Below are 23,592 nucleotides of genomic sequence, written 5' to 3'. Positions count from 1 at the left end.
GTGCTGAGGAGAAAGCCTAAACTATGCCGAGCCAATTACCGGTAATACATTGGCGCACCGAGGAATCCTAAACCCACTCGGCATAGTCCGCCGCTCGGCATAAGTGCCATTATGCCGAACTCGGCATAAGGGAACGTACTGGCTGCGAACGAGAAGATAGCAGGTGTAGGCACGCTCAGCTGCTTGGTGCAACAGGAAGGCCGCGTCTTTCCTCTCGCCCTCCTGGATTGCGAAGTTCGCGAGTTTGAGCGCGCTATCGATCTTTGCTAGCCAGTCGGCAAAGTAGACTCCGGCCATCTCGTATGCATCTGCCGACGTCAGCGGCCTGGGCGTCGTCAGTTCGAAGCCGGGCAGCTCGTACAAGGCGATGCCGTCGCGCGCGATGTCGACCCAGAAGTACTCTCCGCGCGTCAGGCCCTGGTTCACTTCGGCCAGCGTATGCACGATGATGTTGACCGGGCGACCGATCGCCGGATCGCGCAGGATCCTGTCCTCGGCAACGTACCAGTACTCGGCGATGTCGGTGAGATCGGCGTGGCTGACGATGAGCAGCAGGTCGTAATCGGACTGGTAGCCATTGTCCGGCTCGTCGACCCAGTCGCCGCGCGCATAGCTGCCGAACAGGACGATCTTCTGGACCTTGCCGTTCTTCTTCCATGGCTGCGTTGCGCGGGAGATAGCGACGGCAAATTCGTCCATCAGGATTTGCGTCACCCGGGCCAGCTCTTCCTGCTGGGCCGGGGGCAAGTGGTCGACGTCTGTTCTCACCGGAGGATTCTTGCCCGGCGCCCCTCTCGAAGCAAGTGTTCGTTGCAGTGCCGTCGCACATTCGGTGCCCGATGGGACGTGAAACTATGCCGAGCCGATTATCTGCAACGCTTTGGAATGCCGAAAGATCGTCCTCCCACTCGGCATAGTCCGCCGCTCGGCATAAAGGACGATTCCTCACCAAAAATCCTCGATCTCATCCGGCACATCCTCCCGCGCATGGATCACGCGCACCACGACCAATTCCGTGTCGGTGCAGCGGTAGATCACGCGGTGCCAGCCTGAGCGCAGCTTGCGGTATTCTGGGGGCAGCCCCATCGCTTCGCTGCCGACGCCGGGGAACTCAGCCGCGAATTCGATCTGGCGGCGGAGGTCTTCGATATAGCGCTTTGCCTGTGGCTCGCCCCACTGGGCCTTGGTGTACTGGCTGATGGCCAAGAGGTCCGCCGCGGCCCTTGGGCGCAGGATAATTCCAAGGCTCCTTGACATCCGATCTATGCGTTCGGGAACTGTTCGGCGATGAAAGCGTCAAAGTCGAACGGCTCGGCCGGCCCACTTTCCTCGCCTTCGCGGACCAGTTCGCGAAGGCGCTCGATCCGTAAGTCGCGCTCTTCCTCGCGGCGCAGGGCGTCGCGGATGACTTCGCTGATCGAGCCGAACTTGCCGGAGGCCACCTTGCGGCGAGCATATTCGGTGAGATGGTCGCCCAGCGCGATCGAGGTGTTCTTCGCTGCCATGCCTGAAGGATTACCAAATTCTGGTACCCGGGTCAAAGCGTGGGGCAGGGGAGGTTGCCCGGACTTGTGTTGGTGGCGGGTGCCTTGCATCCACTGACGAGGACACGGAAACAGGACTGCGCGCATGCATTCAGAACGGAATAGGACAATACTCAAGTTCGCCGCCCCCCTTCTCACCCTCCTTTCATCTGCCCCCGCGTTGGCGCAGGAGGCCGAGCCAGCTTCGGTCGCGGGCGTCTACGATGGCAGCCAGATGGAGATGGCGGCCACGCTCGAACTGGGCGAGGATGGACGCTATCGCTATGCGTTGAGCTATGGCGCGCTGGACGAGTTTTCCGCCGGGACATGGACTCGCCAGGAGGGCGGCGTTGTTCTCGACAGTGATCCTTCCACACCCCCGCGTTTCGAACTGCTGGGCACAGAACGCGGTTCGGGCGCCGCCGATGTCCTGACGCTCAGGCTTGAGGGGACGGGGAACCTCCCGCCTCAGCTGTTCAGTGCCATTGTCGAGCGCGGCGACGGTACGACGTCGGAATTGGACTTTTCCGAACAGGGCCTCGAGATCCCGGTCGCGAAGGGCACCTCCGGCCTTTCGATCGGGTTTGCCCTGCCCATGTACGAAGTGCGCGGAGAGCCGGTCACGGTGCCCGATCCGGCGGGCAAGGTGCTCTATTTCGCTTTCCATGCCAATGACCTGGGCTTCAAGGCCTTCCACGAGGCGCTTCTGTTCGAGAGCGACGGGCTGTTTCTGCTCGAACGCTTTGGACGCGAGATCGTGTTTCGCAAGGTGGTGGACTGATCCCGGAACCATCAAGGCTGGCCCTGGTGCTGTTTTTCGTTCAGGAAACAGCAAGGCACGAAGACCGATGTCGGCAAATCGTGCATTTGTGTCGATGAATGGAGAGGTCGAGCATGGATGAGGTCCCGCAGCGCCGCGAGCGTTCGCCCGGTATCAAGCTCCTGTTCGTGGGCCTCGTCAGCCTTGTGCTGATCGTGCCGCTGCTGCTGGTCTATGCGCTGGTCTATGACCGGCAGGACCAGTCGGAGACCGCGCAGGCGTCCATCAACGCCGGATGGGGCGGACCGCAAGTCCTGTCCGGCCCGGTCATGGTTGTGCCTTTCCGCACAACGCAGACGCAGAACGAGGTCGTCGACGGCAAGCAGGTGAGCCGCGTGGTGGAGGTGGAAAAGCTCCTCTACATCTCGCCTGTTACCAACCGTGTCTCGACGCGGATCGAGCCGGAAGAGCGGCGCAAGTCAATCTATCGCTCCGTGCTGTTCACGGCCCGGACCGAGGGCAGCGCCATGTTCACCCTGCCAGCCGATCTCGCGCGCTTCGGTGTTACGCGCGAGCGGCTGTTGTGGGACCGCGCGGAGCTGCGCATCGGCGCCTCGGACGCGCGCGGCCTGACTACCGGCGGGACGATCATGGCGGGCGGTAAGCCGCTCGAGGTGCAGCCCGGCAAGGGGCCGGCGGCCTCCGGCGGACAGGGCTTTTTCGCGTTCCTGAACTGGGACGGCACAGGTCAACTCAAGGTCGACTATGCCTTCGGCCTGCGCGGCAGCCGCACGATCAGCCTCGTCCCGAGGGGCGGTTCGACATCGTGGGAGGTTTCCTCGCCCTGGCCGAGCCCGAGTTTCGCGGGCGCCTTCCTGCCCGAGAAACCGCAGGTGTCGGACAAGGGCTTCAAGGCCAGCTACACCGTCGACAAGCTGGCGCTCGGCCAGCCGCCCGTCGCCACCGAGGATTTCGGGGCGCCGCAGGACACCGGCGATTACGCGTCGCGCGTGACAATGCTGGAGCCGGGGATGACCGCCAGTGAAGCGGTAGGCGGACCCAGCCGTGCCGTCAGCGTCAGCCTGATCGAAACGGTGGATCTCTATTCCAAGGTCGATCGCTCGGTGAAATACGGTTTCCTCTTCATCGGCTTCACCTTCCTTGCCTTCTTCCTGTTCGACGTGGTCGGCGGGGCGCGGGTGGCGGCGGTCGAGTACCTGCTGACGGGCGCGGGGCTGGTCCTGTTCTTCGTGCTGCTGCTGGCCTTTGCCGAGGTGATCGGATTCACCGCCGCCTACCTCGTCGCGAGCGGCGCGGTGATCGGCCTGCTGACCGCTTATAGCGCGGCGGTGCTTGGAAGCTGGAAGCGCGCGCGGTTCATCGGCGCGCTGCTGGTGGGCCTCTATGCGCTGCTGTTCGTGCTGCTCAATCTCGAGGCATGGTCGCTGATGATCGGCTCGGTGCTGCTCTTCGTGGCGCTCGCCGGGGTCATGTATGCGACGCGCAATGTCGATTGGGGCAGCGTTGGCCGGAGAGAGATGGAGGCGGCCTGACGCCAGCTTCCCGCCTCCGCCAGCGGGCGATGCCGTGAAATCAGGGGACCGGCTGCACAACCGGTTGCGACACGATCGGGACGCCGGAGGAGGTTCGTTCCTGCGCCGGCTCTTCGCCGCGCGCCTCTGCCTTTTCGACCGGTTCCTTCTTCCCCGGTTTGCCTGTCTCGACGAGATAGGCGTCGATCGCTTGCGGCGTCGCCGGCGATGCCGGGTAGCCGCAGCGGCGTACCGCGCCCACGCCCTTGAGAAAGCCGCGCCGGGCAAGTCCCGCCTGAATGGCGGCCTGTATCGCGCGTTCCTGGGCATTGGCGCCCGAAAGCTCGCGAATCAGGCCGCGAAAGGGGATGAACGAACTGACCACCCACTTGGCGACGCGCCCGGCGCTGACCCGGTCGCGTGCTTCCTGCGGCAGGTCGAAGTCGGGGCCCAGGATGGCATCGAGTTCCTCGACCGCCGCCGTAAGCGGCCTGCACTTGTCGAGGCCGGTGAGGTCATAGGGTTTCTCGACCGCCGCGATCAGCACGGCGGGAATCTCTTCCCTGGTGATGTTGAGATCGGTCGTGGGGGTCTTGGCCACGTCCATCACGCCGGGATCATTGTCGGTGATCGGACGGTCGGGTTGACGCGCTTCGGCGGGCGTCAGCGCCAGTGCGCCGAGCGCGGCCATCGCAAGGCAGAACCTGTGCACCCCCAATTCCTCCTTTTCGCTCGTCTGCCTGTTGAACGTCTGACGGGTACCCTCGTTCCCGGTTCCGCCCGCCTGGCTCGCTGCCGGGCATCGGGGGCAGAGGGTTTCCGGCAACATTTTCCCGTGCCCGAGGCGAAAAAATCTTCAGATGCAGGCGCATGGTTCACATTTTCCAACCGCCGGCGAAAATCCGAAGTATATAACGCTCCTGATGATACGGGGCCTGGCAGCAAATGCGGTAAGGACGATGGGCGCGGCGGCGCTTGGGCTCCTCCTGTTCACCAGTTTCCCGGTATCCGCCGCGACGCGCGGCGACCGGGAGATCGCCGCGCAGCTGCTCGCCCACATCACAGTGTTGGCCAGCGACGAGTTCGGCGGACGCGAACCCGGTACCGAGGGCGAGGCGAAGACGCTGCGCTATCTTGGCCGCCAGTGGTACGAGATCGGCCTCGTATCGGGAACCAACGATCCGGGCAATGAATGGTTCATGCCGGTCACGCTCGTTGCGCGCGAACCTGCCGGATCGACCGCGCGGTTCCTTCGCAAGGGCTTCAGGACCGTGATGTCGCCGCAGAACGTCCTCGTCCTGACTTCGGGAAAGCGCAGCCTGGTGCGCAACGCGCCGCTGCTCTTCGTCGGCCGGGCGCGCGGGCTGGACTTCACCCGCACCGAACTGGCCGGCCGAATCGCCGTCATGCTCGACGGCGACCAGTCCGACAGCGACCGGCAGAACCAGCTGCTGGCTCAGGGTGCATCGGCGGTGCTTACGGTTCTCGACGGCAAACGCAGCCTCCGCGAAGTCGCGGCCCGGCGCGAGCGTTCGGGCTATGCTCTGGCCGACGATTCGCTGGGGGGTGATCTGGAGGCCTTCATCACCCGCGACGACATGGCCCTGCTGCTCAAGGGAACGTCGCATTCGCTGGACGGGCTAGAGACGATTGCGGACGGGCCGGACTTCGCTCCGTTCACGCTCGATCTCACCGCCACGCTGGAAGCGACCACTCGCGAGACCACGATCCATACCCACAACCTGATCGGCAAGCTGCCCGGCCGGCATCCGGAAGCCGGGGCCGTCCTGTTTGTGGCGCACTGGGATCATTTCGGCGAATGCGGCGAGCCGACAGCAGAGGACACGATCTGCAACGGCGCGATCGACAATGCCAGCGGCCTTGCCGCGATCACCGAAGTGGCACGCCGCCTCGCGCGCGGGCCGCAGCTTGACCGCGATGTCTATTTCCTTGCCACCACGGCGGAAGAAATCGGCTTGCTGGGCGCAGAGGCCTTCGCGGAAAATCCGCCGCTGCCGCTGACCAGCATAGTTGCCGCCTTCAACATCGATTCGATCGCGATCGCGCCAGGCGGCACGTCATTTGCGATCGTCGGCCGGGGCATGACGTCGCTCGATGAAGACATCGCCAGGGTCGCGAAGGCCGAGAAGTTCAAGCTGCGCGAAAGCGACGAGGCCAACGAATTCGTCAGGCGGCAGGATGGCTGGGCCTTGCTGCAGCACGACATTCCCACCGTCATGGTGACTACGGCCTATGGCGAGATCGAGCGCATGCAGGCCTTCTACGAGGGCGATTATCACCGGCCGAGTGACGACCTGTCGCAATCGATCGAGCTGGGCGGGGCCGTGCAGGACGTGAAGATGCTGACCGCGCTCGGCCGCTGGTTCGCGGATTTGCGCAAGGTACCGGCAAAGCGCGACGCGGGCTGAAGGCCACTCGTGCGGCACCCGCGAAATGAGGCACTAGCCCAAGCAGGCACCTTTGATTACATGGGCCGCCACGATTCTCCCCGGTGAAGGCATGGTAGCAAATATGGAAATCCCGATCGGACTTACTTTCGACGACGTGCTGCTGCGTCCGGCAAAGTCCGACATCGTTCCGACCCAGGCCGATACCCGCACGCACCTCACCAAGGAGATCGGGCTGAATATCCCGGTCATTTCCTCGGCGATGGATACCGTCACCGAAGCGGACATGGCGATCGTCATGGCGCAGCTTGGCGGCATCGGCGTGCTTCACCGCAACCTCACGATCGAGGAACAGTGCGCCGCCGTGCGCACCGTCAAGCGCTATGAGAGCGGCATGGTGGTCAATCCCATCACGATCTCGCCCGACGCCACTCTGGGCGAAGCGCAGGCGCTGATGACGGTGAACAACATCAGCGGCATTCCGGTGGTAGAGGGCTCGGGCAAGCTCGTCGGCATTCTGACCAACCGCGACGTGCGCTTTGCCGACAACCCGGCGCAGCCGGTGCGCGAGCTGATGACGCACGAGAATCTCGCCACGGTGAACGCCAGCGTCAGCCAGGAGGAAGCGCGCCGCCTGCTGCACCAGCGCAGGATCGAAAAACTGCTGGTCGTCGACGATGCCTTTCACTGCATCGGCCTGATTACGGTGAAGGACATCGAAAAGGCCGTCACCTACCCTCATTCGACCAAGGACGCCGCCGGCCGCCTGCGCGTCGCCGCCGCGACCACGGTGGGCGACAAGGGCTTCGAGCGCACCGAGGCGCTGCTGGCCGCGGAGTGCGACGTGGTGGTGATCGACACTGCCCATGGCCACAACAAGGACGTCGCCATCGCCGTGGAGCGGGTGAAGAAGCTCTCGAACTCGGCGCAGGTCATTGCCGGCAACATAGCCACTGCCGAAGCCGCCCGCGCGCTGATCGGCGCGGGGGCGGACTGCGTGAAGGTGGGCATCGGCCCCGGCTCGATCTGCACCACGCGCATCGTGGCGGGTGTCGGCGTGCCGCAGCTCACCGCGATCATGGAGGCCGCCGAGGAGGCCGACAAGGCGGGCGTGCCGGTGATCGCCGACGGGGGCCTGCGTACCTCGGGCGATGCGGCGAAGGCTCTCGCGGCGGGGGCCTCGACGATCATGATCGGCTCGATGCTGGCCGGCACAGCCGAAGCGCCCGGCGAAACTTTCCTGTATCAGGGCCGCGCCTACAAGTCCTATCGCGGCATGGGTTCGGTCGGCGCAATGGGGCGCGGCTCGGCGGATCGTTATTTCCAGGGCGACATCAAGGACCAGATGAAGCTCGTGCCCGAGGGCATCGAAGGGCAGGTCGCCTTCAAGGGGCCGGCCAAGGACGTTGTTCATCAGCTCGTGGGCGGCATCAAGGCGGCGATGGGCTACACCGGCTCGCAGACGATCGAGGACCTGCGCAAGAATTCGCAGTTCATCCGCATCACCAATGCCGGGCTTCGTGAGAGCCACGTTCACGACGTGACGATCACCCGTGAAGCACCGAACTATCCGTCGCGCTGAGAATCTGGCTTTAGGAAAGGTCTTGGTGCTGTGACGCCCGCGGCACGCGTACAGGCCGCGATCGAGATACTCGACCTCGTGATCGAGGCCGCCCGTGCTAACGGCGCTCCCGCCGATCGCCTGATCGCCGACTGGTTCCGCTCGCGCCGCTTCGCCGGCAGCAAGGACCGCCGCGCCGTGCGCGAGCTGGCCTACCGCGCGATCCGCGCTTGCGGCGAGGTGCCGGAGACGGGCAGGGCGGCGATGCTCCGCATCGCGGCGCAGGAGCCGGAAGTGGCCGCGCTGTTCGACGGTTCCAGCCACGCGCCCGATCCGGTCGCGCCGGGCGAGGCCGCCGCCGAGGGGGGTATCGCGCCCGCATGGCTGGTCGACCGACTGGCGCGCAGCGGCGTTTCACAAATCGAGGCCGCATCGCTGCTCGACCGCGCGCCGCTCGACGTGCGCGTAAACACGCTGAGGGCCGGGCGCCTCGCGCTCCCCGAGGGCGGCGAGCGTACGGTTGCGCCGCATGGCTGGCGCTACCCGCCCGAAACGCGCATCGAGCAGGCTCAGGCCTATCTCGACGGCGCGATCGAAGTGCAGGACAGCGGATCGCAGCTTGCCTGCGAGGCCGTCGGCGCGAAGCCGGGCGAGACCGTGATCGACCTCTGCGCCGGGGCAGGCGGCAAGACGCTGGCGCTCGCCGCTACGATGGAGAATCGCGGCACCTTGATCGCCTGCGATACGGATCGCCCCCGGCTTTCGCGGCTGGCCCCCCGCGCGCGGAGGGCGGGGGCCACGGGGATCGAGATCGCGCTGCTCGATCCCGGCAGGGAGGCGCTCGCGCTCGAACGCTGGCAGGGCGCCGCCGATGCCGTGCTGGTCGACGCGCCGTGTTCGGGCACCGGCACCTGGCGGCGCAATCCGGAGGCGCGCTGGCGCCTGACGCCGAAGCAACTGGCGCGCTATGTCGAGCTTCAGGCGCGCCTGCTCGACGTTGCGGCGGGGCTCGTCAGGCCGGGCGGCCGGTTGGTCTTCGTCACCTGTTCGCTGCTCGACGAGGAGGGCGCCGACCAGACGCGGAGCTTCCTTGCCCGCCATCCGGGTTGGCAGGCTGAAACCCCGGCCCTCCCCGCCGGCACCCCACGCGGTTCCGGTCTGCGCCTCTCGCCGCATCATGATGGGACCGACGGGTTTTTCGTCGCACGATTGACACGCCTGTGTTAGCGTGGTCGTCATGATGAGGACGAAGCCCTCGGCCAAGGACATGCTGATGCGTTACACGCCTGCTGCTATTGCTCTTTCCCTGCTCGTTGCCGTTTCCTCCAGTGCCATCCTTTCCGCGCCGACCGAATCGCTCGACCCCCGCGCCGAACGGCTGCTGGGCGAAGGCCGCGCCGCAGTGTCGGCGGGCAACCTGCAAGGCGCGATCGACGCCTATGAGGCGGCACTGGTGGTCGAACCCGGCAGCGTACCGGTGCTGCTCGCGCTGGCCGACGCCACGCGGCGGACCGGCATGCAGGGCAAGGCACTGCACTACTACCGGACCGCGCTGACAACCGATCCGCGCAACCTCGATGCCATTGCCGGCGAAGGCGTCGCGCTTGCGGAAAAGGGCGCGACCGAGAAAGCGAACCGCATCCTCGCGCGCCTGCAGTCGCTCTGCGGCAAGGAATGCTCCGAGGCGCAGAAGGTCGCTTCGGCCATCGCCAAGGGGCCGGCGCAGCAGCGCGTCGTCACGGCCGAAGCGGTGACGCCCAAGCCGATGGTGAGCGAGAACTGATCTTTCGACAAGCTCGGGCTGAGCGGGGCCGGAAGGAACGGCCCCCCGCTCAGATCAGCTCCCGAAACTCCTCGAGAACGGCGCGATAGACCCGCTTCTTGAACGGCACGATGAGATCGGGCAGCAGCCTGGGCTCGACCCATTTCCATTCGTGGAACTCGGGCGGCCGGTGGGCGTTGAGGTCGATGTCGCTGTCGCTGCCTTCGAAGCGGGCGAGGAACCAGTGCTGGCGCTGGCCGCGATATCGGCCTTTCCACAGTTTGCCCATCAGCTCCTCGGGCAGGTCGTAGAGCAGCTCGTGGCGGGTCTGCGCCAGGATCGTCGCGTGTGTTTCGGTAACGCCGGTCTCTTCCTGGAGCTCGCGGTGTGCGGCCGTCTTGAGGTCTTCTCCCTCGTCGATGCCGCCTTGCGGCATCTGCCACCAGTCGCCTTCCTTGTTGTCGATTCGCTTGCCGACGAACACTTTCCCGTCGGCATTCACCAGCATGACGCCCACGCAGGGGCGATAGGGCAGAGAGGACAAGTCATTCATCGGGAAGGGAGTTTCCATGGCCTATGGGAGCGGCGCGGGCCGAAGCGCGAGGATGTCGATCGCCGGTGCGCAACGCATGAGCCGGAGAATGGCCCATGCCGGCGCGCTTGACTAGGCCGTTTATGATTTTACGGCCTGGTATGTTTCAAGGTTCTCCTGCGGAATTGAGAGGATTGTCCGCCTGAGAGATTTTCTAATTTGCACGCGGGCCCCGGAAACCCCATTTGCCGGAATAGGCAGCAATTCCGGCGTCTGGCCGAAGAGGACAACAATGGCATCGATCACAGCCGAACAGGAAAAACCGGCTTCCGTGCAGACGGCATCGCCCGAAGCAGTCGTCGTGCGCTTCGCCGGCGACTCCGGGGACGGGATGCAGCTCACCGGCGGACAGTTCACGCTGTCGACAGCCCTTGCAGGCAACGACCTTGCGACTTTCCCCGACTTTCCGGCGGAAATTCGTGCGCCTCAGGGTACGCTGTTCGGCGTCTCGGCGTTCCAGATCAACTTCGGCTCGAGCGAGATCACGACGGCGGGTGACGCCCCCGACGTGCTGGTGGCGATGAACCCGGCGGCACTCAAGACCAATGTCCAGGCGCTCAAGCCCGGCGGTCTCGTGATCGTCGACACCGGCGAATTCTCCAAGCGCAACCTCGAGAAGGCGAAGTACGAGACCAATCCGATCGAAGACGGGAGCCTCGCCAAATGGGACGTGCTGGCTTTCGACATCTCGGCGCTGACGCTGGAAGCGGTCAAGCCTTTCGGCCTCGGCAACAAGGAGGCGCTGCGCTGCAAGAACATGTGGACCCTCGGCCTCGCGCTGTGGATGTTCGATCGTGACCGTCAGCCGCTGATTGACTGGCTCAAGGCGAAGTTCGCCAAGAACCCGGTGCTGGCCGATGCCAACATCGCCGCGCTCAATGCCGGCCATGCCTATGGCGAAACGGCGGAACTGGCGGGGCCGCTCAAGAAGCTGCACGTCGATCCGGTCCCGTCGGAACCCGGCCTCTATCGCACGATCACCGGTGCCGAAGCTGTTTCGCTTGGCCTCGTCGCCGGCGCGAAGCTGGCGGACTTGCCGATGTTCTTCGGCGGCTATCCGATCACGCCCGCCTCGGCGATTCTTCACAACCTCGTGAAGATCAAGGAATTCGGCGTCACCACGTTCCAGGCGGAAGACGAGATCGCGGCGATCTGCGCGGCGATCGGCGCGTCCTATGCCGGACAGCTCGGCGTCACCTCCTCGTCGGGTCCGGGCATTGCGCTCAAGGGCGAGGCGATGGGCCTGGCGATCATGACCGAGCTGCCGCTGGTCATCGTCAATTCGCAGCGCGGCGGTCCCTCGACCGGCCTGCCGACCAAGACCGAGCAGTCCGACCTCTATCAGGCGGTCTATGGCCGCAACGGCGACGCCTCGCTGCCGGTGATCGCCGCGCGGTCGCCCGCCGACGCCTTTGAATGCGCGATCGAGGCCTGCCGCATCGCGGTGCAGTTCATGACCCCGGTCATATTGCTGACCGATGGCTATATCGGCAATGCTTCCGAGCCGTGGAAGGTGCCCGATCCCGCGTCGTTCGAGCCATTCCCCGTCTCGTTTCTGGGCGAGACCAACAACCCCGATGGCAAGGTGCTGCCCTTCAAGCGCGACGAACGCGGCGTGCGCCCGTGGATCAAGCCCGGCACCGAAGGCCTGATGCACCGCATCGGCGGCATCGAGAAGGGCATCGACACCGGCGACATCGATTACGCGCCGCAGGTTCACCAGGCCCAGACCGACGCTCGCAAGGCCAAGGTTGATGGCGTGGCGAATGCCATTCCCGCGCAGGACGTGTGCCTGGGCGAAGAGAGCGGCAAGCTCGCCGTGGTTGGCTGGGGTTCGACGTTCGGCCCCATCCATCAGGCCGTGCGCCGCGCTCGCCGCAAGGGGCTTTCGGTCTCGCACATCCATGTCCGCCACGTGTGGCCGCTGCCTGCCAATCTGGGCGAGCTGCTGAAGGGCTTCGACAGGGTGCTCGTGCCCGAGATGAACACGGGTCAGTTCAAGACCGTGCTGCGCGACCAGTTCCTGATCGACGCCGTGCCGCTGAGCAAGACCAGCGGCCAGCCTTTCGCGATCGCCGAGATCGAGGAGGCTATTGCCAGCTTCTTCGACGGCATTCCCGACAACGAAGGCGGGGAAGTGCCGGTCAACGAAACCCAGCTCCCGAGCCCGGAGGCCTGAGCCATGAACGACATGACCCCCATCCAGACCACGCTCAAGGACTGGGAATCGGACCAGGAGGTCCGCTGGTGCCCCGGCTGCGGCGACTATGCGATCCTCAAGGCCGTGCAGCGCACGCTGCCGATGATCGGCGCAGACCCGAAGAACACCGTGTTCGTCTCCGGCATCGGCTGCTCCAGCCGTTTCCCGTACTATGTCGAGAGCTATGGTTTTCATACCATCCACGGCCGCGCGCCGGCCTTCGCGACGGGCATCAAGCTCGCCAACCCGGATCTCGACATCTGGCTGGTGACGGGCGACGGCGACGGTCTGTCGATCGGCGGCAACCACACGATGCATGTGCTGCGCCGCAATCTCGACTGCCAGATCATGCTGTTCAACAACGAGATCTACGGCCTGACCAAGGGCCAGTACTCGCCGACCAGCCGCGTGGGCACGTCTTCGCCGTCCTCGCCGGTCGGCTCGGTCGACCGCCCGGCGCTGCCCTGCGCTTTCGCACTGGGCTCGGGCGCGCGCTTCGTGGCGCGCGGCTATGACGTCTCGAAGGACCTGCCCGAAGTTCTCAAGGCGGCCTACTATCACAAGGGCGCGGCCTTCATCGAGATCTTCCAGAACTGTATCGTCTACAACAAGGACCGCTTCGACGACTTCACCCAGAAAAAGGTCGCGGACGATACGCAGGTCTGGTGCCGCGACGGAGAGCCGCTGCTCTTCGCCAAGGGCACCAAGGGCCTTGCGCTCGATCACGACACGCTGACGCTCAAGGTCGTCGATGTCGAGGATGGTGACTGGCAGGCGGCCGGGGTCGCGGTTCACAACGTGAAGAACCGGGGCCTTGCGCACATGCTGGTCGAGATGCCCTTCGGCCCGTTCCCGATGGCGCTCGGCGTGCTCTACGACGATCCGCGCCCGACTTTCGAAAGCGAGGTCGTGGCCGAGCGGGCGAAGCTGATCGAGGGCAAGACGGCCGATCTCGGCAAGCTTCTCGCCAAGGGACAGACCTGGACCGTGGAAGGGTAACTCCTTGCCTTCGGGCGGCTTTCTGGCCACCCATGAGGCATGGACAACCTCACCCATTCGCTGATCGGGGCGGTGCTGGGCCAGGCCGGGCTCAAGCGCCGGACCGGTCTTGCCATGCCCGCGCTGATCCTCGCGGCCAACCTGCCGGATATCGACGCGCCTTGCGTGCTCTACGGCGTCGAATCGCTCGCGATGCGGCGGGGGATCACGCATGGACCGGTCGCGCTCGCCATTCTGCCGGCGCTGCTTGCCGGCATCCTGATCGCCTTCGACCGGTGGCAGGTTCGGCGCGGCACGCGCCCGCTGGGGCGGGCGGATGTGCGCGCGGGATGGCTGCTGGCCCTGTGCTATATCGGCGCGCTGACCCATCCGGCGTTCGACTGGCTCAACAGCTACGGCATCCGGCTGCTCGAGCCGTTTTCCCATCACTGGTTCTACGGCGATGTGCTGTTCATCATCGATCCCTGGCTCTGGGCTATGCTCGGCTTGGGATTGTGGCTCTCGCTACGGCGGGAAAGGGCAGGCGCGAGCCGCTGGACGCGGCCCGCACACATGGCGATTGCTGGTGTGCTGGCCTACGTTGCGCTCAACCTAGGGATCAGCCGGATCGCGGCGGAAAGCATCGCGATGGAAGATCCCTACCCTCGGGTGGTGGTGGCCAACCCGGTACCGGGCGCTTTCTGGCAGCGCGAGGTATTGTGGCGAACGGCTGGCCGTTACGGTTCGGTCCCCTTCTCGCTGTTCGGTTCGCGCGTCGGAACCGGTGAGGCGGAGGGAGCGCCCACCAATATGGACGACCCCCGCCTCGCCCGGCGGGTAAGCGAAAGCCCCCAGGCCCGGGCCTTCCTGTTCTGGAGTCGCATGCCCGTCGCCCAGGTGCGCGGCGACACGCTGCAACTGGTGGACCAGCGTTTCCTCCGGGCGCCGACGCGCGGCAACTTCAGCGTCGAGCTGAAGCCGAAATGACCGCGCCGATCCTCGTCTGGCTACGGCGCGACCTGCGACTGTCGGACCAGGCGGCGCTGGCCGCAGCCTCGGCGAAGGGGCCGGTCATTCCGGTCTATGTTCTCGATGACGAGACACCGGAGCATCGGGCGATGGGCGCCGCTTCGCGCTGGTGGCTGCACTACAGTCTCGCCAGCCTCGATGCCGCGCTGCGGGGAAAGGGCTCGCGCCTGATCCTGCGCAGGGGCAGGTGCGAGGAGATTCTGCCGGAACTGGCGCGTGAGGTCGGCGCGAGGGAGGTCCACGCGCTCCACCATTACGAGCCCTGGTGGCGCGGTGCCGAGAAGACGGTGGGCAGAAAGCTCCGGCTTTGCCTGTATCACGGCAACTACCTTTTGCCGCCGGGGACGGTGACGACGGGATCGGGCGCGCCCTACAAGATCTACACCCCGTTCTGGCGCGCGCTGCTCGAACGCATGCCGCCGCCGGAGCCGCGATGCGCCCCGCAGACGATCGCCGCGCCGCCGGCGTGGCCGAAGTCGGACAGGCTCGAGGACTGGCGCCTCCTGCCGACCGCGCCAGACTGGGCGGGCGGCCTGCGCGCGATGTGGGAGCCGGGAGAGGAGGGCGCAGGGGAACGGCTGCGCGACTTCGCCGAACAGGCCTCCGGCTATGAAAGCCGGCGCAACCTTCCGGGCGTGGTGGGTACCTCGCTTCTTTCGCCGCACCTGCATTTCGGAGAGGTTACGCCGGCCCAGGTCTGGCATGCGGCTTCTTCGGCCGGCGGTTCGGTCGGCATCTTTCTGGGTGAACTGGGCTGGCGGGACTATGCGCAGAACGTGATTCTGCAGTTCCCCGACTACGGCGGCAGACCGGCGCGAGAGACGTTCGATCGCTTTCCCTGGCGGTCCGGCGGGCCCGCACGGGAGGACCTGCGCGCGTGGAAAAGGGGCATGACCGGCTATCCCATCGTCGACGCCGGCATGCGCCAGCTCTGGCACACCGGCTGGATGCACAACCGCGTGCGGATGATCGCGGCGAGCTTTCTCATCAAGCACCTGCTGATCGACTGGCGCGAAGGCGAGCGGTGGTTCTGGGATACCCTGGTCGACGCCGACTATGCCTCCAACGCGGTCAACTGGCAGTGGACCGCCGGATCGGGGGTCGATTCCAGCATGTTCGCGCGGATCATGGCTCCGCTTTCGCAGTCGGAAAAGTTCGATGCCTCGGCCTATATCCGCGAATGGCTCCCCGAACTGGCGGAGCTGCCCGAAGGCGAGATCCACGATCCCGCCCCGATGCTCCGCCCGGCGGGCTACCTCGCGAAGATCATCGATCACCGGCAGGCGCGCGAACGGGCGCTTGCCGCCTGGGAACAGGCAAAAGGCTGAAGGGCGAGCGGCTCCTCTTGGATTGCTCCGGCGGAAAATTGATTCCATATCTTGGGTCATGAGCGCGCAAGTGTCTGGAAGAGGGGGAGAGCTTGTCGAGGGAGGCCGCGCCATAGGCGTCGGCCCGAGGTGGCTGGCGCACTTGTGGTCGGGCGGGGTAGACAAGGTGCTCGACCGCATCGACCGGGGGCTTGAGCGTGGCTCGATCCTGGCCACGCTGCCCTCTGGCGAAACGCGCATGCTCGGCGGGCGCAGGGGCGGCTTCGATGCGGTGGTCACGATCAGGAGCTGGCGCGCCCTGCTGCGCCTGGCGACGGCTGGATCGGTCGGCTGGTATCAGGCCTGGGAAATGGGCGAATGGGACAGCCCCGATCCCGTGCCGCTCTTCGCCCTGTTCATGGACAATGCCACCGCCCTGGGGGAGACGGCGCGGGCGCGCGGCCCCTGGCGCCTCGCCTCGCGGCTGATCCACTGGCTCAACCGTAACACGCGGACAGGCGCGCTGCGCAACATCCATGTCCACTACGATATCGGCAATGACTTCTACGAGCAGTGGCTGGGTGAAACGATGGTCTATTCCAGTGGCATCTTCGCGCGCCCGGCCGACAGGCCCAACGCGTTCAGCCAGTTCGCCACCGAGCTGGACGTCGCGCAGTCAAACAAGATCGGCGCCATCGTCGACAGGCTCCACGTGGCACAGGGCGACAACGTGCTGGAGATCGGCTGCGGTTGGGGCACGCTGGCGGCGTTCCTCGCTTCCAGCAAAGGCGCGCAGGTCGATGCGATCAGCCTGTCCGACGAACAGCTCGCCTACGCGCGCGGGCGCTGGGCCACCGAGAGGGGCAGCGCCGATTTCCGCAAGCAGGACTATCGCGATGTGGGACTGGGCGGAGAGGGCGGCCGGTACGACGCCGTGGTTTCGGTCGAGATGGTCGAGGCGGTGGGGCGGCAGTTCTGGCCCGATTTCCTCGACTGCATCGCGCGCAACCTGAAACCCGGCGGCAGGGCGGCGATCCAGTACATCGCCATGCGCGACGAGATCTTCGACGGCTATGCGCGCAGTGCCGACTTCATCCAGACCTTCATCTTTCCCGGCGGCATGCTCGTCAGGGAATCCGAATTCCGCAGGCTGGCCGAGGAACGCGGGCTGTCCTGGGAGGACAGCGAGCACTTCGGTCTCGACTATGCCCGCACCCTGCGCGAATGGCGCAGCAACTTCGACGCGGCGGCGCAGGAGGGCCGACTGCCTGCCGGCTTCGACCAGCGCTTCGTGCGCCTCTGGCGTTTCTATCTGATGTACTGTGAAGGCGGCTTTCGCGGCGGCGGCATCGATGTCGCGCAGGTGACGCTGGTGAAGCAGGGGTAAGCCGAGCAGCGCTACCCCTTGTAGATGCCGGGGTCCGACCAGCGGGCGACGATGTCATCCAGGATGATCGGGTTCAGCAGGTTCTCGAAGGCGCAGCCGACCAGGCCGTTGTCCCACCAGACCACTTTCGCCGCGAGCGATTCCATGCCGGGCATCGTCAGCCAGCACCGGGTGCCGTTATGGATGCGGCTCACGGCGGTTGCCGAAAAGCCGGACATCGACAGGTCGCGCACGACCGTCTGAATGCTCTTGCCGCCCGACGGTCGAAGCCCGGCGGGTATGGAGAGTCTGGCCCGAAGAGCGCTGCGATCTTCCTGCGACGCGAGTTCGTATTTGTCCTGTTCCGTGCCGACCATCGATGGGCAATCCAGCAGCTCGTAGGAAACGGGGACGCGGACCCCGACCGATTCGGCAAGGGTCGCTTGTCGCGGTTAAGATGAGCTTACCGGGGCTGGTTAACGGTTTCGCGGTGCCCCGTGGCGAACCGCTCGCCAAGCAGGGCAACCAGCCGGCCGGCGACGGCTTCGGGCGGTTTGACCGAAGCTGGATCCTCGCCGGGATAGGCGCGGGCGCGCATCGCGGTGCGGGTTGCGCCCGGATTGACGATGGCGACGCGGATCTTCGTGACGTTGCCGGTCTCCTGCGCATAACAATCGAGCAGCACCTCGAAGGCGGCCTTGGTCGCGCCATAGGCCCCCCAGAAGGCGCGGGGCTCTTGCGCGACCGTCGTGGTCATGCCGATCACGCGGGCATCGCCGCTCTTGCGCAGCAGCGGATCGAAATTGGCGATCAGCGCTTGGGTGGCGAGGACATTGGTTGTCAGCGCCTTGTTCAGCGCCTTCTGGTCGATGTCCGCCACCGAAGTGAGTTCGGGCATGATCGCGGCATTGATGACGAGAATGTCGAGCTTGCCCCAGCGCTGTGAAATCGCGGTGGCGAGGCGGGCGATGCCGTCGGGCTCGACAAGGTCGACCGGGGCGATCGTCGCCGATCCTCCCGCCTGGAAGACCGCTTCCTCCACTTCCTCCAGCGCGCGGGTGTCGCGGCCCGTCAGTACGACATGCGCGCCGGCAGCGGCCAGCGCCCTGGCCGTTGCCGCGCCGATGCCGCGGCTGGCACCGGTGACGAGCGCTGTCTGTCCCTCGAACGGCTTTTCGCTCACTTCACTCACTCCACTCACGCGGCGTTGAGCTTCGGAGGCTGTCGCTCGGTGAAGTCGGTCAGCTTTGTCGGATAGTCGCCCGAGAAGCAGGCGTCGCAAAACTGCGGGCACTTGCTGTTGCGCTTGGCTTCGCCGACCGCGCGGTAGAGCCCGTCGATCGAGACGAAGGCGAGGCTGTCGGCCTTGATGAAGGCCGCCATGGCCTCGATGTCCATGTTCGCGGCCAGCAGCTTGGAGCGCTCGGGCGTGTCGACGCCGTAGAAGCAGGAATGCTCGGTCGGCGGGCTGGCGATGCGCATGTGCACTTCGGCAGCGCCGGCATCGCGCATCATCTCGACGATCTTGAGCGACGTCGTGCCGCGCACGATCGAATCGTCGATGAGGATGATCTTCTTTCCTTCGACGAGCGCGCGGTTGGCATTGTGCTTGCGCTTCACGTCGTTGTGGCGGGCCTGCTCACCCGGCTGGATGAAGGTGCGGCCGACATAGTGCGAGCGGATGATGCCGAGTTCGAAGGGGATGCCCGATTCCTGGGCGTAGCCGATGGCGGCGGGCACGCCGCTGTCGGGTACCGGGATCACGAGATCGGCCGGGGCGGGCGCTTCCTTCGCCAGTTCGACGCCGATCTGCTTGCGCACGCCGTAGACCGAGCGGCCGTCCATCACCGAATCGGGGCGGCTGAAGTAGACGTGCTCGAAGATACAGGGGCGCGGCGAGGGGGTGCCGAAGGGGCGATGGCTGGAGATCGTGCCCTTGTGGTCGACCTGGACGAGTTCGCCAGGCTCGACCGCGCGGGTGAATTCCGCGCCGATCACGTCGAGCGCGACGGTCTCGCTCGCAAAGACGATGGCATCGCCCAGGCGGCCCATGACCAGCGGGCGTATGCCCAGTGGATCGCGGCAGGCGATCATGCCCTCGGGCGTCATGCAGATCAGCGAATAGGCGCCTTCGACCATGCGCAGCGCATCGATGAAGCGGTCGAGCAGGGTCGGATAGCGGCTGGTCGCGACGAGGTGGATTATCGTCTCGGTATCCGAGGTCGACTGGAAGATGGAGCCCTTGGCGACGAGATCGCGCTTGAGCGCCATGGCATTGGAAATGTTGCCGTTGTGCGCGATCGCGAAACCGCCGGAGGCGAGGTCGGCGAAGAGCGGCTGGACGTTACGCAGGCCGGAGCCGCCCGTAGTCGAATAGCGCACATGGCCCGAGGCCATCATCCCCGGCAGCGCGTCGAGTTCCTTCTGGGAGAAAACCTGCGCCACATGGCCGAGGCCGCGGTGCGAATAGAATTCGCTGCCGTCGTAACTGGTGATGCCCACGGCTTCCTGGCCGCGGTGCTGCAACGAATGGAGTCCGGCGGCGGCGACGTTCGCCGCATCCTTGGCTCCGATCACGCCGAAAACGCCGCACTCTTCGCGCAGCTTGTCCCCGTCGGCGTCACGAAAGGGGTGAGTTAGGTTCATGGAGTCGCCCGGCCTGGTGGCACGTCTAATTCTGATCGCGCATTTGGCTGGGATTGGCGGCGATTGCAAGGGGGGGAGGACAGACTCGTGCAGCTTTGGCTCCGGCGCTCGCGTTCAAACGATAAGGCGATCCCAGCTGCCGTAGCGGTTCCGTATGGTTCCGCGGCGGAAACTGAGCAGAACAAGCATCGTTCCGGCAGCGATGACCATTGCCATGTGCAAGTTGTCGGAGGCGGTAAAAAGGGGCGTGATACACAATGCAAGCCCGAGCGGGATCAGGAGAAAGCGCGCGGATCGGGCCACCTCCGCCGCGGCGATCGATATGACGGTGAGGGCCAGCGCGCCGATCAGATGGTCGAGGTCCGCTATCGTTCCCTCAGCATCCAGAGTGAGGCGCGTAAACAGGAGCGAAAGAGCAACGGCGGCAGCAAGCAGGAGGTTCCATGGCAGGCTCACGCCGCCGGTCCACATCTCCTTCAGCACATCGCCTGGCCTGCGATCGAATTCATCGCCGGCTGCGGCAGGCTGCCCCTCGTCGGTATCGCCAAACAGAAATGCGCGCAGCCAGTTTTTGCCTGCTTTCACGCGCCGGCGGATGAACTGGCACGTGGCGAGAAGTTCATCGATGGAATAGGGAATCTGGATCAGCATGGCGGCAGCGGCGATCAGGGCCAGCGTGGCCCAGGTTCCGATCACGATCGGCTGAATGATAATGAAGAAGATCGAGACTACACCCAGCGGGACGATCATCAGCCCGAAAAGGAGGACGAGCCAGGGCATGGTGCGCCATCGCTTCTGAGTGCCGACAATGCCTGTCAATATCTCCAGCGCATAAGTGTAGCCGCCAACGGCCGCGTCGGGCACCGGCCAGGCTTTTGAAACACTGGAGGTAATGATCTCTTCGGTTCCGTTTCGCGGATCTTCAACCGACCCTGAGAAGAATGGCTCCCATACGCCGTCGATCTGCTCAAGCTGATAAGCGCTGAGATAGCGTGACACGAGCAGCCCGATAACCGCCAGCGAGATGATCGGTATTCGTTGTATCCAGGTGGATGGATTATAGTCCCAGCCTGGCGGGACTGTCGGACCCGATGTTGCAGCTACAGGCGAAGGACCGGATTCCGGGCGAGTGCCGACCGCAAAGCCGAAAACGAGCGCGCCCACCAGTGTGTCGGACAGGAAAGCGGCCGGATTGGATGTCCAGGTCAGGAATGGGATCGCCATCACCAATGCCCCGATGCCCGCACAAACCCATCGCGCCCATTGCATTTGCCAGGAGAGGCTGAGCGATGCGAAGCCTATCAAGGCGGCGCCCAACAGCATCTCGGACCAGAAAAGCGCCGGTTCCTCGACCTGGATCATGATCGGTTGCGTGAGCAACCAGCCTCCGAGCGCAATATTGATGAAATGCGCCCAGCGGTTGCGGCGGTGCTCCGATTGCAGGAATGCGGCGTGCTGTTCCCGCAAAGTTTCCGGATTGCGGCCGATCTCCTCCGCGTCCTTCATCCAGGCTGGCGGGGTGATCTTGTTCATTTCATACCAGGCGAGAGGATCGGCTTTCAGCGTGGCAACGATGGCGGGGAGTTCGTCTTCGAGCCGATGTTTCGCCGTCCAGCCGAGCCAGCGTTCGGCACGCGCAACATCAAGCGCGTAATGATCGCTGGCCATGCTCACCATGAACGGCCGCACGAACGGGCGCTCGCCCTGATCTATCGCATCTGGAATGATCGGTTCGGCCTTGTCTTCCATCCAACTGCCGATGGCGGCGGCGCTTGGCGGGATGCGCATGGTGGCCCAGTCGGCCACCCCGTGAATGAGGCAGCCGAGCGCATCCTGGAGTTCGTCATATCTCAAAGTGTGAGGCTCGCCGATCAATATCTCGGCATCGCCGGGAAGATCCGCGCGCCGGTCGACAGTCCGCCGGAAGGCGTCGATCATGTCTTCGCGATGGACCATCGCCTGACCAGCCTTGGTGGAACCCGAATAAAGATGACTTTCGATGTCGCGCTCATAGATGCGCGCGATCTGATGGGCGAAGGTCGGGACCGAGATCCTTTCGTCGTAAAGACCGGCGAGATGGAGCAGCACATAGCGAATATCGCCATGTTCCGAGCGGATGATCTCTTCGGCTTTCGCTTTTGAGCGCGGATAGGCCCAGCCGGGATCGACTGGCCGGGTCTCATCGATCCGTTCGCCGGGCCGCCCCGGCTGGTGAACCAGCATGGTGCCGGAATAAACGAACTGCTCGACCTCGAAGCTCTGGAGCTCTCGAAGGAGACGGCGCGTCCCTTCCACATTGACGGCCTGATAAGCCGGCTTCTCTTCGCCTGAAAAATCAAAATAGGCCGCGAGGTGAATGACGCTGGCAATGTGGGTCCCGAACCGGCTGCGGAACGCCCGCATCGCCGAACGGACGGATTGATCATCGGTCAGATCGACTTCGATGAGGGGAAAATCGGTTCCCTCGTCCGTTTGGTCCAGTCCGACAATTCGGTATTGCTTGCCGAGTACCGCAGCGAGCGATTGGCCAATATTGCCCGCGGCTCCCGTAATCAAGACGATCGGCTTGCCGTTGTCCATGCTGATCGTTCCCATCGTTCGGCGGTGAGGATGAACGGCCGGGTATCTCCCATAAGGCATCGCGTCCGTATTCCGACAGACCGGGCCATGTTCCGGAACTAACGACATGGCCCGTCAGAGGTTCCGTTGATTGTCCGATACCGGCCCCTTCGATGAGAGATACTCAACAGGAAAAGAGCCTGAAACTCAGCTCAACCGCGACAAGGCGAGGAATCCTACGATGAATACCAGAAGAGCAAGCGCGCTGTCCGTGCCCATGCGCCATATCGTCCGATCCCGCCGCTCCAGAAGGCCGACCACGAATATGCCAGTGATGAGGGCGGCAAGCGAGGCCGCTGCAATCTCAAACCCGTCTGCTTCATTCAACACGGGACCGCCAGAGTAAACCAAGTCGGCGAGAAAAATGATCTGGATGTTGAACAGGTTGGTTCCGAAAATGTCGCCGATGGCCAATTCATGGCGTCCCAGTTTCAATGCGGCGAAGATCGTACTCAATTCCGGCAAGGATGTGCAAAACCCCACCAGTGCAAATCCGACGATCGACGCACCGAGACCGGTTTTTTCGGCAATCGCACCGCCCGTCATGGCCAGCGCGGCGCCCGCAACAAAGATAATCAATGCCGCGAGCAGAATCAGTGCGATGAGTTGCCTTTTGCCTCGCTCGATCCCACTTGGTTCCGCTGCACGGGTGTCCGGTGGATCGACGGCTTGCCAGCTACGGGCTTTCTCGAAGCGGCTTGCCACCCGCAGAGCCTGCAAGCACCCCAACAACAAAATTGTCGCGCCGATGCCCGTCCCTATGAAGGGTAAGGCGACGTCACCCGTTGCGATAACAATGGCCACGCCGGATAGCAGGATCATGGCGAGCACGCCTTGCATCAGAGTGGCGGGCCGCGCCGCCATGGATGTGAGCGCGGTCCTTCCGTAAACAATGTCGCCAATGGCCAGCAGAATGAGGTTGATCGCCGCACTTCCCAGCAAATCATTGATCGACAAGAGCGGATTGCCCGCTGCGGATGCCGTGCTTGCGGTCGCAACCTCGGGAAGGGACGTGATGCCGCCGAGCAGCAACATGCCGGCGAAGGCGTGACCGAGCCCCGTCCTTTCCGCTAGCGCGTCGACCAATCTCGTCAGGCGGCTTCCGGCGTACCAGATAACCGCGCCGGCGCTCGCCATGATGATAAACAGTGTTGGCAGCGATAAATCGTTGAAATTGAATAACATGGCCGGCAGTCAAAATCCGGTTGCAGTCTGTCTCAGGCAATACAGGCGCACGCAGCATAGCGACAATGACCGGCGGCGGCTATTTGCGCATACGAAATCTGCGCTTGTGCCATGCCTCGCGTTC

The 23,592-nt window shown here is 64.7% G+C and carries 21 protein-coding genes; 11 read left to right on the top strand and 10 right to left on the bottom strand.

What is annotated here, in order from left to right; genetic code table 11:
* Positions 1-21: 21 nt before the first annotated feature.
* From IEX32_RS03820 to IEX32_RS03810, 3 genes are all read right to left on the bottom strand, one after another.
* Complete coding sequence (locus tag IEX32_RS03820; RefSeq protein WP_229735885.1) at positions 22-768, bottom strand: nucleotidyltransferase domain-containing protein; 747 nt, start codon at positions 766-768, stop codon at positions 22-24.
* Between the two features lie 177 nt (positions 769-945).
* Entirely contained in the window at positions 946-1,257 is a 312-nt protein-coding gene (locus tag IEX32_RS03815; protein ID WP_268236708.1) for a type II toxin-antitoxin system RelE/ParE family toxin, read from the bottom strand.
* Between the two features lie 5 nt (positions 1,258-1,262).
* The gene (locus IEX32_RS03810; RefSeq protein WP_188768548.1) at positions 1,263-1,505 is read right to left on the bottom strand and encodes a type II toxin-antitoxin system ParD family antitoxin; all 243 of its coding nucleotides are present in this window, start codon (positions 1,503-1,505) and stop codon (positions 1,263-1,265) included.
* Positions 1,506-1,629: 124 nt separating this feature from the next.
* Here IEX32_RS03810 and IEX32_RS03805 point away from each other — a divergent pair, with 124 nt between their 5' ends.
* The gene (locus IEX32_RS03805) at positions 1,630-2,304 is read left to right on the top strand and encodes a hypothetical protein (protein ID WP_188768546.1); all 675 of its coding nucleotides are present in this window, start codon (positions 1,630-1,632) and stop codon (positions 2,302-2,304) included.
* A 113-nt stretch (positions 2,305-2,417) separates the two neighbouring features.
* Positions 2,418-3,836 (top strand): cell envelope integrity protein CreD, encoded by a 1,419-nt coding sequence (gene creD, locus IEX32_RS03800; RefSeq protein WP_188768544.1) that lies wholly within the window; start codon positions 2,418-2,420, stop codon positions 3,834-3,836.
* 40 nt (positions 3,837-3,876) lie between these two features.
* Here the strand turns inward: creD and IEX32_RS03795 are convergent, their stop codons facing one another.
* The gene (locus IEX32_RS03795) at positions 3,877-4,527 is read right to left on the bottom strand and encodes a hypothetical protein (protein WP_229735870.1); all 651 of its coding nucleotides are present in this window, start codon (positions 4,525-4,527) and stop codon (positions 3,877-3,879) included.
* Positions 4,528-4,738: 211 nt separating this feature from the next.
* Here IEX32_RS03795 and IEX32_RS03790 point away from each other — a divergent pair, with 211 nt between their 5' ends.
* The 4 genes from IEX32_RS03790 (at position 4,739) to IEX32_RS03775 (ending at position 9,567) form a co-directional block, all read left to right on the top strand.
* Positions 4,739-6,244, top strand: a complete 1,506-nt coding sequence (locus IEX32_RS03790) for a M20/M25/M40 family metallo-hydrolase (protein WP_188768542.1) — start codon at positions 4,739-4,741, stop codon at positions 6,242-6,244.
* Between the two features lie 103 nt (positions 6,245-6,347).
* A complete protein-coding gene (guaB, locus tag IEX32_RS03785; protein WP_188768540.1) occupies positions 6,348-7,805 on the top strand; it encodes an IMP dehydrogenase in 1,458 nt (485 codons plus the stop codon).
* A 30-nt stretch (positions 7,806-7,835) separates the two neighbouring features.
* The gene (locus IEX32_RS03780; protein WP_188768537.1) at positions 7,836-9,011 is read left to right on the top strand and encodes an RsmB/NOP family class I SAM-dependent RNA methyltransferase; all 1,176 of its coding nucleotides are present in this window, start codon (positions 7,836-7,838) and stop codon (positions 9,009-9,011) included.
* Positions 9,012-9,021: 10 nt separating this feature from the next.
* Positions 9,022-9,567, top strand: coding sequence for a tetratricopeptide repeat protein (locus IEX32_RS03775; protein ID WP_188768536.1), 546 nt, complete (start codon positions 9,022-9,024; stop codon positions 9,565-9,567).
* A 49-nt stretch (positions 9,568-9,616) separates the two neighbouring features.
* On the opposite strand, the gene IEX32_RS03770 is transcribed toward IEX32_RS03775, so the two are convergent.
* Positions 9,617-10,099: an RNA pyrophosphohydrolase gene (locus IEX32_RS03770; RefSeq protein WP_188768534.1), complete on the bottom strand. Its 483-nt coding sequence runs from the start codon at positions 10,097-10,099 to the stop codon at positions 9,617-9,619.
* A gap of 271 nt (positions 10,100-10,370) precedes the next feature.
* On the opposite strand from IEX32_RS03770, the gene IEX32_RS03765 reads away from it, so the two are divergent.
* The 5 genes from IEX32_RS03765 to IEX32_RS03745 are packed head-to-tail and all read left to right on the top strand — an operon-like array spanning position 10,371 to position 17,039.
* Positions 10,371-12,317: a 2-oxoacid:acceptor oxidoreductase subunit alpha gene (locus IEX32_RS03765; RefSeq protein ID WP_188768532.1), complete on the top strand. Its 1,947-nt coding sequence runs from the start codon at positions 10,371-10,373 to the stop codon at positions 12,315-12,317.
* Between the two features lie 3 nt (positions 12,318-12,320).
* Positions 12,321-13,337: a 2-oxoacid:ferredoxin oxidoreductase subunit beta gene (locus IEX32_RS03760; RefSeq protein ID WP_188768530.1), complete on the top strand. Its 1,017-nt coding sequence runs from the start codon at positions 12,321-12,323 to the stop codon at positions 13,335-13,337.
* A 39-nt stretch (positions 13,338-13,376) separates the two neighbouring features.
* Complete coding sequence (locus IEX32_RS03755) at positions 13,377-14,303, top strand: metal-dependent hydrolase (RefSeq protein ID WP_188768528.1); 927 nt, start codon at positions 13,377-13,379, stop codon at positions 14,301-14,303.
* A complete protein-coding gene (locus IEX32_RS03750; RefSeq protein WP_188768526.1) occupies positions 14,300-15,673 on the top strand; it encodes a cryptochrome/photolyase family protein in 1,374 nt (457 codons plus the stop codon). Before IEX32_RS03755 ends, IEX32_RS03750 begins: the two co-directional genes overlap by 4 nt.
* 58 nt (positions 15,674-15,731) lie before the next feature.
* Positions 15,732-17,039: an SAM-dependent methyltransferase gene (locus IEX32_RS03745; RefSeq protein ID WP_188768524.1), complete on the top strand. Its 1,308-nt coding sequence runs from the start codon at positions 15,732-15,734 to the stop codon at positions 17,037-17,039.
* 11 nt (positions 17,040-17,050) lie between these two features.
* On the opposite strand, the gene IEX32_RS03740 is transcribed toward IEX32_RS03745, so the two are convergent.
* The 5 genes from IEX32_RS03740 to IEX32_RS03720 all read right to left on the bottom strand — a co-directional run bounded on the left by IEX32_RS03740 (position 17,051) and on the right by IEX32_RS03720 (position 23,468).
* Positions 17,051-17,395, bottom strand: a complete 345-nt coding sequence (locus tag IEX32_RS03740) for a PilZ domain-containing protein (RefSeq protein ID WP_188768523.1) — start codon at positions 17,393-17,395, stop codon at positions 17,051-17,053.
* A gap of 86 nt (positions 17,396-17,481) precedes the next feature.
* Positions 17,482-18,201, bottom strand: a complete 720-nt coding sequence (locus IEX32_RS03735) for an SDR family NAD(P)-dependent oxidoreductase (protein WP_188768522.1) — start codon at positions 18,199-18,201, stop codon at positions 17,482-17,484.
* A 14-nt stretch (positions 18,202-18,215) separates the two neighbouring features.
* Entirely contained in the window at positions 18,216-19,664 is a 1,449-nt protein-coding gene (purF, locus tag IEX32_RS03730) for an amidophosphoribosyltransferase (protein WP_188768517.1), read from the bottom strand.
* A gap of 114 nt (positions 19,665-19,778) precedes the next feature.
* On the bottom strand, positions 19,779-22,244 hold the full coding sequence (locus tag IEX32_RS03725) for an NAD-dependent epimerase/dehydratase family protein (protein ID WP_188768516.1): 2,466 nt from the start codon (positions 22,242-22,244) through the stop codon (positions 19,779-19,781).
* A 186-nt stretch (positions 22,245-22,430) separates the two neighbouring features.
* A complete protein-coding gene (locus IEX32_RS03720) occupies positions 22,431-23,468 on the bottom strand; it encodes a sodium:calcium antiporter (RefSeq protein WP_188768515.1) in 1,038 nt (345 codons plus the stop codon).
* Positions 23,469-23,592 lie beyond the last annotated feature (124 nt).

The organism is Novosphingobium endophyticum, assembly GCF_014640675.1.
GTDB classification, from domain to species: domain Bacteria; phylum Pseudomonadota; class Alphaproteobacteria; order Sphingomonadales; family Sphingomonadaceae; genus Novosphingobium; species Novosphingobium endophyticum.
The sequence above is the reverse complement of the archived record's forward strand: the minus strand, read 5'-3'. Positions and strand labels throughout refer to the sequence as shown.